The organism is Pantoea sp. BAV 3049, assembly GCF_009765445.1.
GTDB lineage: Bacteria > Pseudomonadota > Gammaproteobacteria > Enterobacterales > Enterobacteriaceae > Erwinia.
In genome coordinates this window covers 407,051-421,879 of the sequence record NZ_WHOY01000031.1, presented here as the reverse complement: position 1 = coordinate 421,879, position 14,829 = coordinate 407,051, and the positions used below count along the sequence as shown (strand labels likewise).

General features: G+C 57.1%; 15 protein-coding genes. 11 read left to right on the top strand and 4 right to left on the bottom strand.

The window, feature by feature from the left end; translation table 11 throughout:
* Positions 1-123 precede the first annotated feature (123 nt).
* From ppiA to GSQ70_RS02785, 4 genes are all read left to right on the top strand, one after another.
* The gene (gene ppiA / locus GSQ70_RS02800; RefSeq protein WP_158780928.1) at positions 124-696 is read left to right on the top strand and encodes a peptidylprolyl isomerase A; all 573 of its coding nucleotides are present in this window, start codon (positions 124-126) and stop codon (positions 694-696) included.
* An 82-nt stretch (positions 697-778) separates the two neighbouring features.
* Complete coding sequence (locus tag GSQ70_RS02795) at positions 779-1,339, top strand: putative adenosine monophosphate-protein transferase Fic (protein WP_158780926.1); 561 nt, start codon at positions 779-781, stop codon at positions 1,337-1,339.
* A gap of 33 nt (positions 1,340-1,372) precedes the next feature.
* Positions 1,373-1,948 (top strand): aminodeoxychorismate synthase component II, encoded by a 576-nt coding sequence (locus tag GSQ70_RS02790; protein ID WP_158780924.1) that lies wholly within the window; start codon positions 1,373-1,375, stop codon positions 1,946-1,948.
* A gap of 86 nt (positions 1,949-2,034) precedes the next feature.
* Positions 2,035-3,255 carry an aspartate aminotransferase family protein gene (locus tag GSQ70_RS02785; protein ID WP_158780922.1) on the top strand — a complete coding sequence of 407 codons (1,221 nt, stop codon included), beginning with the start codon at positions 2,035-2,037 and terminating at the stop codon, positions 3,253-3,255.
* Between the two features lie 77 nt (positions 3,256-3,332).
* Here the strand turns inward: GSQ70_RS02785 and GSQ70_RS02780 are convergent, their stop codons facing one another.
* Both GSQ70_RS02780 and crp read right to left on the bottom strand, forming a co-directional pair.
* On the bottom strand, positions 3,333-5,405 hold the full coding sequence (locus GSQ70_RS02780; RefSeq protein WP_158780920.1) for a YccS/YhfK family putative transporter: 2,073 nt from the start codon (positions 5,403-5,405) through the stop codon (positions 3,333-3,335).
* Positions 5,406-5,463: 58 nt separating this feature from the next.
* On the bottom strand, positions 5,464-6,096 hold the full coding sequence (crp, locus tag GSQ70_RS02775) for a cAMP-activated global transcriptional regulator CRP (RefSeq protein ID WP_017803012.1): 633 nt from the start codon (positions 6,094-6,096) through the stop codon (positions 5,464-5,466).
* Between the two features lie 310 nt (positions 6,097-6,406).
* Between crp and GSQ70_RS02770 the strand changes: the two genes are divergently transcribed.
* Positions 6,407-6,811, top strand: coding sequence for an OsmC family protein (locus GSQ70_RS02770; RefSeq protein ID WP_158780918.1), 405 nt, complete (start codon positions 6,407-6,409; stop codon positions 6,809-6,811).
* A 29-nt stretch (positions 6,812-6,840) separates the two neighbouring features.
* Here GSQ70_RS02770 and GSQ70_RS02765 read toward each other — a convergent pair whose 3' ends face one another.
* Complete coding sequence (locus GSQ70_RS02765) at positions 6,841-7,710, bottom strand: phosphoribulokinase (RefSeq protein ID WP_158780916.1); 870 nt, start codon at positions 7,708-7,710, stop codon at positions 6,841-6,843.
* A gap of 175 nt (positions 7,711-7,885) precedes the next feature.
* Here GSQ70_RS02765 and GSQ70_RS02760 point away from each other — a divergent pair, with 175 nt between their 5' ends.
* Positions 7,886-8,686, top strand: a complete 801-nt coding sequence (locus GSQ70_RS02760) for a creatininase family protein (protein WP_158780914.1) — start codon at positions 7,886-7,888, stop codon at positions 8,684-8,686.
* 100 nt (positions 8,687-8,786) lie between these two features.
* On the opposite strand, the gene GSQ70_RS02755 is transcribed toward GSQ70_RS02760, so the two are convergent.
* Positions 8,787-9,692: a LysR family transcriptional regulator gene (locus GSQ70_RS02755; RefSeq protein ID WP_158780912.1), complete on the bottom strand. Its 906-nt coding sequence runs from the start codon at positions 9,690-9,692 to the stop codon at positions 8,787-8,789.
* Between the two features lie 112 nt (positions 9,693-9,804).
* Between GSQ70_RS02755 and GSQ70_RS02750 the strand changes: the two genes are divergently transcribed.
* The 5 genes from GSQ70_RS02750 to GSQ70_RS02730 are packed head-to-tail and all read left to right on the top strand — an operon-like array spanning position 9,805 to position 14,828.
* A complete protein-coding gene (locus tag GSQ70_RS02750) occupies positions 9,805-10,812 on the top strand; it encodes a BMP family protein (protein ID WP_158780910.1) in 1,008 nt (335 codons plus the stop codon).
* Positions 10,809-12,371, top strand: a complete 1,563-nt coding sequence (locus tag GSQ70_RS02745) for an ABC transporter ATP-binding protein (protein WP_233268235.1) — start codon at positions 10,809-10,811, stop codon at positions 12,369-12,371. The genes GSQ70_RS02750 and GSQ70_RS02745 overlap by 4 nt, the downstream gene beginning before the upstream one ends.
* On the top strand, positions 12,355-13,467 hold the full coding sequence (locus tag GSQ70_RS02740; RefSeq protein ID WP_158780902.1) for an ABC transporter permease: 1,113 nt from the start codon (positions 12,355-12,357) through the stop codon (positions 13,465-13,467). The genes GSQ70_RS02745 and GSQ70_RS02740 overlap by 17 nt, the downstream gene beginning before the upstream one ends.
* A complete protein-coding gene (locus GSQ70_RS02735) occupies positions 13,464-14,402 on the top strand; it encodes an ABC transporter permease (RefSeq protein WP_158780900.1) in 939 nt (312 codons plus the stop codon). Before GSQ70_RS02740 ends, GSQ70_RS02735 begins: the two co-directional genes overlap by 4 nt.
* A gap of 3 nt (positions 14,403-14,405) precedes the next feature.
* On the top strand, positions 14,406-14,828 hold the full coding sequence (locus tag GSQ70_RS02730) for a cupin domain-containing protein (protein ID WP_158780898.1): 423 nt from the start codon (positions 14,406-14,408) through the stop codon (positions 14,826-14,828).
* Position 14,829: the final 1 nt, after the last annotated feature.

Sequence of the window (14,829 nt, the reverse complement as noted above, 5' to 3'; positions counted from 1 at the left end):
CAGGGTATCGGTTGCGGTCAAAATGTGACAAGTAAATTAAGGTAAAACGCTGGCGCGTTGGTAAGCGCCTCTTTAGAATCAACTTTGTTTTTCTGGCCTGTAGCCCTAAGTAAGGAATCTTTCATGTTAAAACGTACTTTGACAGCGGTTGCCACTGTTTTCGCGCTGTCCACGATTTCCGCTTCCGCGATGGCTGCGAAGGGAGATACTCACGTACTGCTGACCACGTCAGCCGGCAATATTGAGCTGGAACTCAATAATCAGAAGGCCCCGGTTTCAACAAAAAACTTCGTTGATTACGTCAACAGTGGGTTCTACAACAACACCACTTTTCATCGCGTAATCCCTGGGTTTATGGTGCAGGGCGGCGGTTTTACCGCTGACATGCAGCAGAAACCGACCAACGCGCCGATTAAAAACGAAGCGGACAACGGTTTACTGAACAAGCGCGGCACTATCTCTATGGCCCGCACCGCCGACAAAGACAGCGCCACCAGCCAGTTCTTTATCAACGTTGCGGATAACGCCTTCCTTGACCACGGTCAGCGTGACTTTGGCTATGCCGTGTTCGGTAAAGTTGTCAAAGGACAGGATGTGGCAGACAAAATTTCTCAGGTTCAGTCGCAGAACGTCGGCCCTTACCAGAATGTCCCGGTGAAGCCGGTAGTGATCCTTTCCGCGAAAGTCCTGCCATAAATCCTCCTGACGGGGGATTGCTGCTTATAATGAGTGCAGAAAGTCTGCACAACGCAGTGATGACCCCGCCAAAGGAGGCAGCATGTCCGGAAAGCTAACCGATAAGCAAAAAACTTCCCTCTGGCAGCAACGTCAGGACGCAAATTTCCTCGCCAGTTTCCTGCTGGGCGGTACCACTCTCGATCTTGGCGCACCCAATCCGGGGCTGCCACATCTGCGAGCTTTGCATCGCGCACTGTTCCATGATGTTCTCGATCGGGCGGGCGAACTTCGCAGCGTCGATATTCAACTGGGCGACACACCCTGTTGCCACTTCGAATATATCGAGAAAGAGGGTAATGCGCTGATGCAGGCGCTGGAAGAGGAGATCGGCGTGGCTGACCTGCCGGTAAACCAGCTGGTGGAGAGGCTGGCATGGTATTACTGCGAACTGACGGTTTTACATCCTTTCCTGCGCGGTAACGGCCGTGCGCTACGGCTGTTCTTTGAGCAGCTGATCATTCATGGCGGTTACGATATCCAGTGGCGGCAAATTGACCCCGCAAGCTGGCATACGGCGGTGGAAACCAGCCTGGCGGGCGATCTCGCGTTACTTACGGCGGCGTTTGGCAAAGTGGTAAGCGAACGGCCGGAAAATGCGTAGAATAGCGGCCTTCCAAACCGGTCCGGAGTGCCGATGCTGCTGCTTATTGATAACTATGACTCTTTTACCTGGAACCTCTGTCAGTACTTCTGTGAGCTGGGGGAAGAGGTGCTGGTCCGGCGTAATGACGAGCTGACGTTGGATCAAATTGCCACCCTGCGGCCGGAAAAGCTGGTGATCTCTCCCGGTCCCTGTACACCGGACGAGGCGGGTATTTCACTGGCGGCGATTGCGGAGTTCGCCGGAAAACTGCCAATTCTCGGCGTCTGCCTGGGTCACCAGGCTATCGCGCAGGCTTTTGGTGCGCGGGTGATACGGGCCAGGGAAGTGATGCACGGCAAAACGTCGGTGATTGAGCATAATGATGGGGGCGTCTTTTCCGGCCTGAAACATCCGCTGACGGTGACGCGCTACCATTCGCTGATTGTGGAGAAAGCGTCCCTTCCGGCGGAATTTGAAATGACTGCCTGGACACTGCGCGATGGCAAGTCTGACGAGATTATGGGGTTCCGCCATCGTCATCTGCCGCTGGAAGGGGTGCAGTTCCATCCGGAAAGCATTCTCAGCGAGCAGGGACACCAGCTGCTGGAAAATTTCCTCCGGCAGTGAAAAAGTTGCCTTTGATTGATTTTTTATGCATATTTTGTGATTATAATTTCACTTCCTGCAACGTAAAAAAACAGATGAGGTAGTCAATGGCAGCGGATAAATTAGCGGTAACGCGGGCGACGTTCGATGAGGTGATCCTGCCTGTTTATGCACCAGCTCAGTTTGTGCCGGTGAAGGGCAAAGGCAGCCGGGTCTGGGACCAGCAGGGGAAAGAGTATATCGACTTTTCCGGCGGTATCGCGGTGACTGCGCTGGGCCACTGTCATCCGGCGCTGGTGGAAGCCTTAAAAAGCCAGGGAGAGACGCTGTGGCACACCAGCAACGTCTTCACCAACGAACCTGCGCTGCGCCTCGCCAGCAAACTGATTGCAGCGACTTTTGCCGATCGCGTGTTTTTTGCTAACTCCGGCGGTGAAGCGAACGAAGCCGCTTTCAAGCTGGCCCGCTATTACGCCTCAAAACGCCATTCGCCTTACAAGAGCAAAATCATCGCTTTCCACAACGCCTTCCACGGGCGGACGCTGTTTACCGTTTCCGTTGGGGGGCAGCCGAAATACTCGGACGGCTTCGGTCCGAAACCGGCGGATATCGTCCACGTGCCGTTTAACGATCTGGCTGCGGTCAAAGCGGTTATCGATGACCACACCTGCGCCATCGTGGTGGAGCCAATCCAGGGTGAAGGCGGTATTATGCCTGCCACGCCGGAGTTTATGCAGGGCCTGCGCCAGTTGTGTGATGAGCATCAGGCACTGCTGGTGCTGGATGAAGTGCAGAGCGGCATGGGTCGCAGTGGCAAACTGTTTGCTTACGAGCATTACGGCGTGGAGCCGGACATTCTGACCACCGCAAAAGCGCTGGGCGGCGGCTTCCCGGTCAGTGCGATGCTGACAACTAATGAAATTGCCTCCACCATGTCACCGGGCGTGCATGGCACCACCTACGGCGGTAACCCACTGGCCTGTGCGGTGGCCGAAGCAGCATTGGATATCATCAACACCGAAGAAGTGCTGAGCGGCGTGGAAACCCGTCGTCAGCAGTTTGTCACCGCGCTGAAAGCAATCGACGCGAAGCTGGATCTGTTCAGTGAGATCCGTGGCAAAGGCTTGCTGATTGGTGCGGCTCTCAAGCCACAGTATGCCGGTAAGGCTCGTGACATTTTGAATGCTGCAGCGGCGGAAGGGGTGATGATCCTCAACGCAGGAACGGATGTGATCCGCTTTGCGCCTTCACTGGTGATCGAACCGGCTGATATTGAAGAGGGGATGGGCCGCTTTGCCGTCGCGGTGGAGAAAGTGCTGGCCGGCTAAGGCACGCAAACGGCGAGGTTGTTAACGTATTCCCCGCGCCTTGAGTTTGTAGCAAACAGGGGCCTGAGCGATCGGGTCTATTTTCTCAAGCGCCGCGACAGCCAGCGCCCGTGATGTGGTCGATTGAACCATGCCAGTGACGAGATGGTGTGCATCACGCTGAGATGTCCCAATATGCGCTGCACGTGCCTTTCCAGAATGGTCACCGGACCCTGCTGAATTTCTCCCAGGCCATCCAGCACGTTAGTGTCAGAGCTGGGGCCGTCATATTCCAGTCGCTGCTGGCAGCGCTGTAACGCAATCTCACAGGACTGCAAATACCGCTCCGCCAGCGATGACGTCAGCATGGTATGCTCACGCGCGAGGATGGTCATCGCGTTGATGTGCTCAACGATAAACTGGCTGTGCGTCACCCACAGCTTCATGTCTGCCAGATAACTCGAATCGAAACCGGGCTCCTGCATCGCCTGATTCAGCGAGTTAAAGAGGGCGTTATGAGCCTGATTGACCCGCATACGCTGGTAAGCCAGCTTTACCGGGTCTTGCTCGTTGCCCAGCAGCATCTGCAGCGCTCCCTGATAGGCTTCCAGCGCATCGTGCGCATTCTGCCGCAGCAGCCCGCTTTGCCACTGCGGCCACAGCCAGATCATGCCGCCAAAGGCAATCAGGCAGCCCATCAGCGTATCCATCAGGCGCGGCAGCAGGAAATCAGCCCCGTTCAGTGACAGCAGCTGAAGGGAGTAAACCGCCGTGACGGTAAAGCCAATCATCGCCCAGCCGTAGAACTTACGGATAAACAGATAGCTGATCAGGGTGATTGCCAGCATCACCAGCAGCACCAGAGGCTCCGGGGCCTGCAGCCGCAGAGTGACGGCAGCGATAATCAGCCCGGCAAGGGTTCCCAGCGCCCTGTGCTGGATCCGGACTCTGGTGGCGCTGTAACCGTTCTGGCTGACAAACATCACCGTCATCAAAATCCAGTAGGGCTTGGGCAGGTTAAAGAACAGCGCCAGCGAGCTGGCAAAGGTCAGCATCACCGCAAAACGGGCGGCGGTGCGCAGCGCGGCGGACTTCAGCGAGAGATAACTTCTTATGGCCGGGAGCAGCGGCAGACGGCGCTGGCGGTCGGCCATCAGGTCGCGCTGATAAAGTGGGCGCTGAGTGCGCAGGACGCGGGCAATGCGACTGAAGTGGTAATAACAGAAGTTGCCGACCGGATTGTCCCGGTGCTGGCGGGAAATTTTTTCCAGCGCCTGAAGCTGCTTATCCATGGTAAATCGCTCAGGCAGCTTATGATAAAGGATATCGTCTGCCAGTTCGCGCAGCCTGGCCGCAATGGTCTGGGCGTTCCAGCGGATCACCGCTTCGGCGTGGCTCTGTTCCACCAGCTTCTGCACCTCTTCCGGCTGATGCAGGCTGACGGAGATATGCTCCTGCAAATCCAGCGCCACCTGAAAGGCGCGGGTCAGCCGCTTGTGATGATTATCGTTATTGGCGGCCAGCATGTGCATTTGCTGGTAGCAGGTGGTGATCAGATCGACCGCTTTCTGCTGACGGGCCAGCAGCGGCGGCAGGGCTTTTTCCGGATCGGTGAGTTTAGTCAGCAGGGTATATTTAGCTTCACAGTAACCGGCCAGCTCCCGGTACAGCAGGCTCAGCGTTTCGCGCATCGGCTGCTCTTTCCACAGCCAGAACCAGAACCAGTTGAAGACGCCGTACCAGACCGTGCCCAGCACGTAGAGCATCGGCGGCTGCCAGATTGGCATCCTTCCCGCCAGGCTGAGGGTGAAGATCGCTGCAATCAGCGAGCCGGGCAGCAGTCGTCCGTGCAGCGGGCTGATCTCTCCGGTCACGCCGAGCAGCATCGCCATCACGAATAAAATAGCGGGCAGGGGAACCTGGTGTGCGCCCAGGTACTGGATCAGAAAGCTGCTGAAGGCAAACAGGCTACCGCCCACGATCAGGCGTTTGAAAAAGCGTTTATGCGGGGTATCAAGACCGGCGATGTTGCAGCAGGCCGGGACTAAGGAGAACAGCAATCCCTTTTGCAAATCGCCCAGCAGCCATCCGATAGCAACCGGTAAACAGAGCACCAGCGTCTGGCGCAGTGCGTAGTTGACTTCAGGGTGATAAATAATTCGACGCCACATCACTCCGTACCAAATAAAAAGGCGCAACAGAGACTGTTGCGCCGAGGATCAGAGCCGGTTAGCGTGTGCCGTAGACAACGATAGTTTTACCGTGTGCCGAGATCAGGTTCTGATCTTCCAGCATTTTCAAAATACGCCCAACGGTTTCACGGGAGCAGCCAACAATCTGGCCGATCTCCTGACGGGTGATTTTGATCTGCATTCCGTCAGGGTGAGTCATGGCATCCGGCTGTTTAGCCAGATTGAGCAGGGTTTGCGCGATGCGACCAGTCACATCGAGGAAAGCTAAATTGCCCACTTTCTCGGACGTTACCTGCAGGCGACGCGCCATCTGCGAAGAGAGACGCATCAGAATGTCGGGGTTCACCTGGATCAGCTGGCGGAATTTCTTATAGGAAATTTCAGCGACTTCGCACGCGGTTTTTGCCCGTACCCACGCACTGCGCTCCTGACCCTCTTCGAACAGGCCAAGCTCGCCAATAAAATCGCCCTGATTGAGGTAAGAGAGGATCATCTCTTTGCCTTCTTCATCCTTAATCAGCACCGCTACCGCGCCTTTGACGATGTAGTAGAGGGTTTCCGCTTTCTCACCCTGGTGAATCAGCGTGCTTTTGGATGGATACTTATGAATATGGCAATGTGACAGGAACCATTCAAGTGTCGGGTCTGTTTGCGGTTTGCCGAGAACCATTCGCTGTTATCCTCTGTTGTCATCGTGCCTTAAATACAGGGGCAGAGTTCCCTGTCAGGCGTTGAAATAGTCAAGCGTTTCCCTGTCAGGAAATTTATTCGGCTTCTTTGGGAAGCCAGGCTCGTTATGTCGTTCCGTTTCGTCAAAGCTTGTAGAGTACTGACGAAAGTATTACAGCCTTGTTTGTAGCACAGCTTTGCACGAGTGTCTTCTGTTGTCTCGCTTCAGCATAGTGCGAAATCTGCTGCGTTGCCGTTTTTGTTGCTAAAGCGTAATCTGGTGTTAACTGAATGAATTAGAGGAGTTTGTTATGCAGGCACGTGTCAAATGGGTGGAAGGGCTGACCTTTTTGGGAGAATCCTCATCAGGACATCAGGTGCTGATGGATGGCAACTCAGGGGATAAAGCACCCAGCCCGATGGAGATGGTGTTGATGGCAGCGGGCGGTTGTAGCGCGATTGACGTGGTTTCAATCCTGCAAAAAGGCCGTCACGATGTTAAAGATTGTGAGGTTAAGTTGACCTCCGAACGGCGTGAAGAGGCTCCGCGTCTCTTCACCCATATCAATCTGCATTTTATCGTAACGGGTAACGCATTGGGCGATAAAGCCGTGTCCCGCGCTGTCGATCTCTCAGCAGAAAAATATTGCTCCGTTGCGCTGATGCTGGGCAAAGGTGTGGAGATCACTCACAGCTATGAAGTGATTGAGCTGTAAAATATCCCGTGCCCCGCACTGTCGGGGCACTACTCTATCTTCTTCCCTTCGATTAACCGTTGCACCAGCGGCCCCATGATCAGCTCCATCGCCAGCCCCATTTTGCCGCCAGGTACCACCAGCGTGTTAATGTGAGAGATAAAAGAACCCTGCAGCATCGCCAGCAGATAGGGGAAGTCGATATCTTCCAGTCCCTGAAAGTGGATCACCACAAAACTTTCATCCAGCGACGGGATGCCCCGTGCGGCGAACGGATTGGAGGTATCAACGGTCGGGACGCGCTGGAAGTTAATGTGCGTGCGCGAGAACTGCGGTGTGATGAAGTTGATGTAATCCTCCATAGAACGCACTACCGAGTCCATTACCGCTTCTCGCGAATGGCCGCGTTCACTGGTGTCACGCACCAGCTTCTGGATCCACTCCAGGTTAACGATAGGCACCACGCCAACCAGCAGATCCACATGCTGTGACACGTTGTTCTGCGGTGTTACCACCCCGCCGTGCAGCCCTTCATAGAACAACACATCAGTCGGCTCCGGCAGCGGCTGCCACGGCGTGAAGGTTCCCGGCACCTGGTTCCACGGCACCGCCTCATCATAGGTATGCAGATACTTGCGCGACTTGCCGCTGCCGCTTTTACCGTATTCCTGGAAGGTTTGCTCCAGCAGCGCGAAGTCGTTGGCATCAGGGCCAAAATAACTGATGTGTCGGCCCATATCGCGCGCTTTGCGGATTGCCATATCCATCTCAGGCCGGGTATAGCGGTGAAAGCTGTCTCCCTCCACTTCGGCGGCATGCAGGTTAAGCTGCTGAAAAATTTTGCGGAAGGCCAGGCTGGTTGTGGTGGTTCCCGCGCCGCTGGAACCGGTCACGGCAATCACCGGATGTTTGGCAGACATGTTAGCTCCCTGAGAAAGATCGTATCGATCCAGCATTGGTATCATGTTTAGCGCACGGGTGTCACCTTTGCCCCTCTCTGATGCCAAAAAAGCAACGCGCCGCCGCATTTTTGCTGCTTCATTTAGCGCACCAAATTGACCAGACTGTATAAAACAGTGCAGGAGATAACTTTTAATGAATATGCCTTCGTCACGCTGGTGGTGGGATCTCTCGACCCGTGAATTCAGCGAGCTGGAGATGGACAAGATTGTTGCGGTGCTGCCGATTGGCGCAGTGGAGCAGCATGGCCCGCATCTGCCAGTCAGGGTGGATGCCGCGATTAATGCCGGGATCGTTGCCGAAGCGGTCGGCATGATGCCTGCAGATCTCCCGGTGCTGATCCTTCCCGCACTGCCGGTTGGCAAATCTGATGAGCATCTCAATTACCCCGGCACGCTGACCCTTCCTTATGATCTGCTGGGCAAAGTGTGGTTTGAAGTGGCAAAAAGCGCCTGGCGCGCCGGGATCCGCAAGCTGATTTTCTGGAATTCGCATGGCGGCCAGCCGCAGCTGATGGAGATTGTCTGCCGCCAGCTGCGCATTGAACTGGGAGTGTTTGCCGTCGGAGCCAGCTGGTTCCGAACCATCGACTCCAGCGATCTGTTCAGCGAACACGAGCGGCAGCACGGTATTCATGGCGGTGAGTCGGAAACCAGTGTGATGCTGCATCTTCATCCGGATCTGGTGCAGATGAAATACGCAGAGGATTTTGTGTCCGCCTCGGTGGCACTGGCGGAAACTGGCGGCATCCTTACCCCGGAAGGAGGCGTGGGCTTTGGCTGGATGGCGGAGGATCTGCATCCTTCCGGCACCACCGGTAACGCCGCAGCTGCGGATGCCGAACGCGGCAAAATCGAAACCCGGCGGGCGGCTGAGGCGCTGATTAAGCTGATCCGTGAGGTGCAGGCTTACCAGCCACCTTACCAGTCAAAATAGAGTATGCCTTCAGCAGGCGGCATGCCACGCATTTCAGCACGCCGTATTGCCCGCTTTCCTTACCGTGAGATTTAAGGCGGCTCCGGCACGCTGAAGTCCGCTAAGCCATCTGGCTCATCATTATCATTGCCTTAATGGTCTCCGCCAGCACGCTGCCAATCGCGCTGGTGCCCCTGTCGTGCCCAATCAGCATCAGGTTCTGTGTGCGCTGCGCCAGCTCGCGCACCGGAATATAGATCAGCCTGCCGCTGCGCAGATCGAACTCAATATCAAACGGCGTCAGGAAGGTCAGCGCCTGGTCGACCATCGCCGCCTGACGCATCACCTCGATCGAATTGGTTTCAATGACCGGGTGCACGGTCACTGACGCCCGAGAGAACAGATCGTTCAGATAAGGACGGATCACCATCGACTTGTCGGCAATTACCAGCGAATGGGGCACGCAGTCGCTCAGGCGCAGGCTGGTTTTATCCGCCAGTGGATGACCGGGTGACACCACCGCCCCAAGCCTTCCGACCGCACTGCCCAGCGTACGGAGGGAAGGGGGTAAATCAAAATCGAATCCCAGCCCTAAATCAGCCTCGCCCGACTCCACCGCGCTGGTAATGTCGTGACCGGTGGTCATCTGCCGCAGGACTAATTTTACCCTGGGATTTGCCCGGCGGAATTCAGCGGCCACGCGGGGGATCAGATTGGCCGCCAGCCCGCTCATCATCGCTACCGTGACTTCGCCACGCCGCAGCCCCTTCAGTTCCTCAATCTTAATCTGCGCCCATTCCAGCTCTTTGAATGTCTGGCGGACGTGGTGGATCAGCACTTCTCCGGCGGCCGTCAGCACCATTTTGCGTGGCAGGCGTTGGAACAACGGGGTGCCGAGTTCCTCTTCCAGCGCGAGGATTTGCCGGTTAATGGCGGAAGCTGAAATATGCAGTCTGCTGGCCGCTTTACGGATTGACCCGCTGCGCGCCACTTCATCCAGATAGGTCCACAGGCGATGCTGAAGCATGACGACTCCGTAGTGTTGCCTTTAAGGCATCGTTGAGTACGAAAAACTGTGCTTTTAAGGTAACGAAAATCGCGGCATAACTGAACAATCTTCAGTTGAGGGGGCATAAAAAATGGCAGGTGTAAGTCGCAGGGGATTTGCAAAGATGCTGGCGGGCGCGGTGATGTTACCGGCTCTGGCGCCGTTACTTTCTCGCAAAGCGCTGGCCGCGGATAAGAGCATCAAAATCGCATTGTTGTTGCCGGGTTCCGTTGCCGATGGCGGCTGGAGCATGCTGGCGTATCAGGGGCTACAGGCGCTGAAAAAAGAAGGTTTCACCGCGGCTTACAGCGAAAGCGTGCCGCAGGCGCAGATGGAGCAGGTGATCCGCGGCTATGCCGACGACGGTTACTCGCTGATTATCGGCCACAGCTTTGAATACGGCTCGGCGTTTGCCGAAATTGCCCCTGACTACCCGGATACCCACTTCTTCGCTTCCACCTTTAAGCCGGATGAAACCGCGCCGGGCAATGTGGAATACGTCAATCTTGCCTATCTGCAGGCGGCTTATGCCGCAGGCGCTCTGGCAGCTCTGATTTCCGATCAAGGTAAAGCGGTCGGCTTTGTCGGCGGCGGTGATAATCCAACACAACAGGCGATGATGCGTGCCTTTATTGCCGGTGCCGAGAAAACCCGCCCAGGCGTGAAAGGGCTGGGCGTGGTCACTGGTGATTACGATAACGCAGCGAAGGGCCGGGAAGCGGCAACTACCCTGATCGGCAACGGAGCCGACGTGATCTGGCATGCCGCTGATGTGACCGGGCTGGGTGCACTGCAGGGTGCTGCCGCCGCGAAAGTTAAAGCCATCGGCTGCTATGCCGATCAGATGGATGTTTCCCCGGCGTACATTGCCTGCAGTCTGAAGCAGAACCTCGACTGGATGGTGGAAGAAGTCGGCCATTCCGTGGCGAATAACGCCTTCCTCGGTGGCAAAGAGTGGGCACCGACGGTGGCAAAAGCCTGGTCTGTGGTGCACGGTAAAGAGCAGTACAACAGCAAGCTGGTCAGCGCTGAGGCATGGCAGAAATTCACTGCCATCTGGCAGCAGCTGGATAATGGCACCATCGTGCCGAAAGTATGAGCGAACCTCAGGTGATGGTAGCGATGCAGCCCCGCGTAGCGTTAAACAAAGTGACCAAGCGATTTGCGCGCGTCACGGCGAATGACTGCGTGTCGATGAATGTCGCCGCAGGGGAAATCCATGCGCTGCTCGGTGAGAACGGCGCGGGGAAAAGTACCCTGATGCAGATCCTGTACGGGCTGTATCAACCCGACGAGGGCGAAATTGTTATCGACGGACAGCCGGTGATCCTGCGCAATCCGGGAGATGCCATCGCGCACGGCATTGGCATGGTCCATCAGGAATTTATGCTGGTCCAGCCGATGACCGTAGTGGAGAACGTGATCCTTGGCCTGAAGGAAACCCGCAGCTGCCGCCTGGACTTGCAGGCGGCAGCGCTACGGTTACAGGCGCTTTCCGATCGCCACGGACTGGCAGTCGATCCCTGGGCAAAAATTCAGCATTTGCCAATCGGGGTCCAGCAGCGGGTAGAAATCCTCAAATTGCTGTATCGCGATGCGCAAGTGTTGATCCTCGATGAACCTACCGCCGTGCTGACGCCGCAGGAAAAAGAGGGGCTGTTTGCCACGCTTCACTCGCTACGGGAAGAAGGACGCTCGGTGGTGATAGTGACGCATAAGCTCTATGAAATTATGGCCGTGGCGGATCGCGTTTCCGTGATGCGCGGTGGCAGGATGATTGAAACGGTGGCGGTGGATGACACATCCGAAACCGATCTGGCTCGCCGCATGGTGGGGCGTGATGTGGTGCTGCGGGTGGAGAAAACCCCGTGCCAGCGTGGCGAGGAGATCCTGCATGTGGACAGCATCGCGCTGCGGGATGAAACCGGTCAGCAAAAAATCTGGCGCGCCTCGCTGAAAGTCGCCGCCGGAGAAATACTCGGCATTGCCGGAGTGGATGGCAACGGCCAGTCTGAGCTGGCGGATGCGCTGCTTAATCTGCGGGAAATTGAGGCGGGACGAATTTTACTCGCCGGGGAAGATATTTCAGCGCTCTCACCAGCCGCACGCCGGGCGAAGGGAATCGGTTTTATTCCCGCTGACCGTCGCGGAGTCGGTTCGGTCACCTCGTTGTCGATAGCGGACAATGCCATGCTCGGTGCCCAGCAGTCGTTCACGCATGCCCGTGGCTGGCTGCTGGACCGCAAAAAGATTGTCCGTCACGCCCGTGCCATCATCGACCACTTCAAAGTCCGCACGCCGGATACTGATTTCGAGGCGGGCAAACTCTCCGGCGGCAACCTGCAAAAACTTATCCTGGGACGTGAAGTCGCCCGCAAACCCCGTTTGCTGGTGGTTGAGCAACCTACCCGAGGGCTGGATGTCGGCGCTGTGGAAGCGGTCTGGCAGGGGCTGCTGGCTGCCCGTGACAGCGGTTGTGCGATTGTGATGATCTCCGCCGAGCTGGAAGAAATTCTCAACCTTTCCGACCGCATCGCGGTGATGTATGGCGGCCAGGTAGCTGGCGTGCTGGATGCCTCTGACGCCACGGCGGAAAAGCTGGGTGAACTGATGGCGGGCGGCAAATTAACAGGAGCAGACGATGAGCAGGCTGCTTGAAAAACGACTCGCCCCTGTGGACTCTTCCACCGCCGTGATCGCCACCACCTCAGGCGCGATGCTGGCGGCATTTGTTATTGCCGGGCTGCTGTTTATACCCTTTGGCGGCAACCCTTTCAGCGCTTACCAATTTTTGTTCAGTGAGGCTTTTGGCTCGCTGCGGGGCTTTGGGCAAACGCTGGTGCAGGCCACACCATTAATCCTGATTGCGCTGGGAACTATCGTTATCTGGCGCGCCGGGTTGGGTTATATCGGCTTTGAAGGCTGTTTCCTGGCAGGCGCTGCGGCAGCCAGCTGGGTTGCGCTGGCCGGAACGCCACAGAGTATGCCGTGGGCGCTGCCTGGCTGGGTTTACTGGCCTGCGGTGATCTGTGCCGCGTTTGTCGCCGGGGCATTGTGGGCGGGATGGGTAGGCTTCCTGCGCGTGCGGTTTGGCGGCAATGACGTGCTGATTTCGCTGATGGCGAACTACGTGGCGGTTTTTCTCATCCAGTATCTGGTCTCCGGCCCGATGCGTGCGGTGGGCGACCTGCCACAAACGCCACGCTTGCCACATGATAGCTGGCTGCCTTTCATCATGGAGGGGATGCGAGCGCACTGGGGACTGGGCATTGCGTTGGTCGCCACGGTATACGTCTGGTGGCTGATCCGCGCCACGCCAGCAGGGTTTGAAATCATCGTCAGCGGGCTGAATCCAAAAGCAGCCCGCTATGGCGGCATCGCCGTCGGCAAAAGGCAGATGAGCGCGGTGCTGCTGGGCGGCGGTCTTGCTGCGCTGGCCGGACTTTGCGCCGTGCTTGGCGTGCAGCACCGCCTGATGGAAGGGTTGTCCGGCGGCGTGGGCTTTATTGGCGTGGTGGTGGCGCTACTCGCCAGGCTGAATCCGCTGCTGGTGATCCCAACTGCCGTGCTGTACGGCGGCCTTGAAGTGGGCGGCAGCGCGATGCAGCGTCAAACCGGCCTGCCAACTTCAGTGGTGCTGATCCTGCAAAGCCTGGTGGTGATCCTGATCCTCGCCGGAGACATCCTGCGCTATTACCGGCTGCGCTGGCCAGGCCGTACTCCTGCGCAGCAGCTGTCGGAGGAGAAATCATGAGCGCGCTGATGAATATCGATACGGCTTTTATCATCACCTGGCTTGCTGCTGCTGTGCGTCTGGCAGGGCCGGTGCTGCTGGCCGCTTTGGGCGAAATCTATGCCGAGCGGGCTGGCGTACTGAATATTGGCATTGAGGGCACCATCCTGATGGGAGCGCTCGCCAGTTATATGACGGCTGTTTACAGCGGATCGACGGCGCTGGGCTTTATCGCTGGCGGCGTGGCCGGGCTGGCAGTGGGCGTGTTGCTGGCAGCTCTGTATCTGCGGGCCCATGCCAGCCAGATCGTGATTGGTATTGTCTTTAATATCCTTGCTGGCGGCGTGGCGACCTGGATCTATTCGCTGGTAATGGGCGATGCTTCTTCCCCAACCATCACCATGCTTAACCCAATTCATGTGCCGCTGCTGTGGGAAATTCCCGGGATCGGACCGGTGCTGTTCACTCAGCCTCTGCCCCTCTACCTCACTTTGCTGCTGGTGGCGGTGGCGCACTTTGGCCTGTTCCATACGCGCTTTGGCCTCTCGCTGCGTTCAGTGGGCGAAAACCCTCGTGCGGCACATGCTGCCGGGCTTAACGTGCTGCGCATCCGCACCTGGGGCGTGCTGCTCTCCTGCCTTGGCGCGGGGCTGGCTGGCAGCTATCTGGTCACCGCCCAGATTGGCCTGTTCCGCGACAACATCGTCAGCGGCCAGGGCTTTATCGCCCTCGCGATCGTTATTTTTGGCCGCTGGAGCCCGGTGAAAGCGATGATTGCGGCATTTATATTTGGGGCTGCCGATGCGCTACAGCTCTCACTGCAGCTTTTCGAAAGCAGCCTGCCGCCGCAGGTCTTACTGGCACTGCCCTATCTGCTGACCATTCTCGCCATGTCCGGCGCGGTCGGCCGGACGGTGCAGCCTGCGGCGTTAACCCAGCCTTACCGGAAGGAGTAAAGGATGAAAAATTTCCGCTTAACCAACCCCGCGGAGGCTCAGGTCTTCCGCATCAGTCCGCAGGACACTAACTACTTTGCCGTGCTATTCGACAAGCAACAGGACGGAATTGAGAACATTTTCGTGGTGGAGATCTTCACCGTTGGCGGTGCCACACCGCCGAATGAACATGCCCATGCGCACGAGTTCTTCTTCGTCTTACACGGTGAAGGCATCGCGCGTTGTAACGGCGATGAAGTGACTATTCGCCAGGGTGATGCGCTGCTGCTGCATCCGGGCAATGAGCATCTGATCAAGAACACCGGTAAGAGCAAGCTCTACACCCTGACGGTAATGACGCCGAACGAAGGCTTTGCCGAGCTGATCCGTGGCGGTCAGCCGGTGACGCTGGACGAAGAAGATCTGCGCGTGCTGAGCGGGGGCTGAT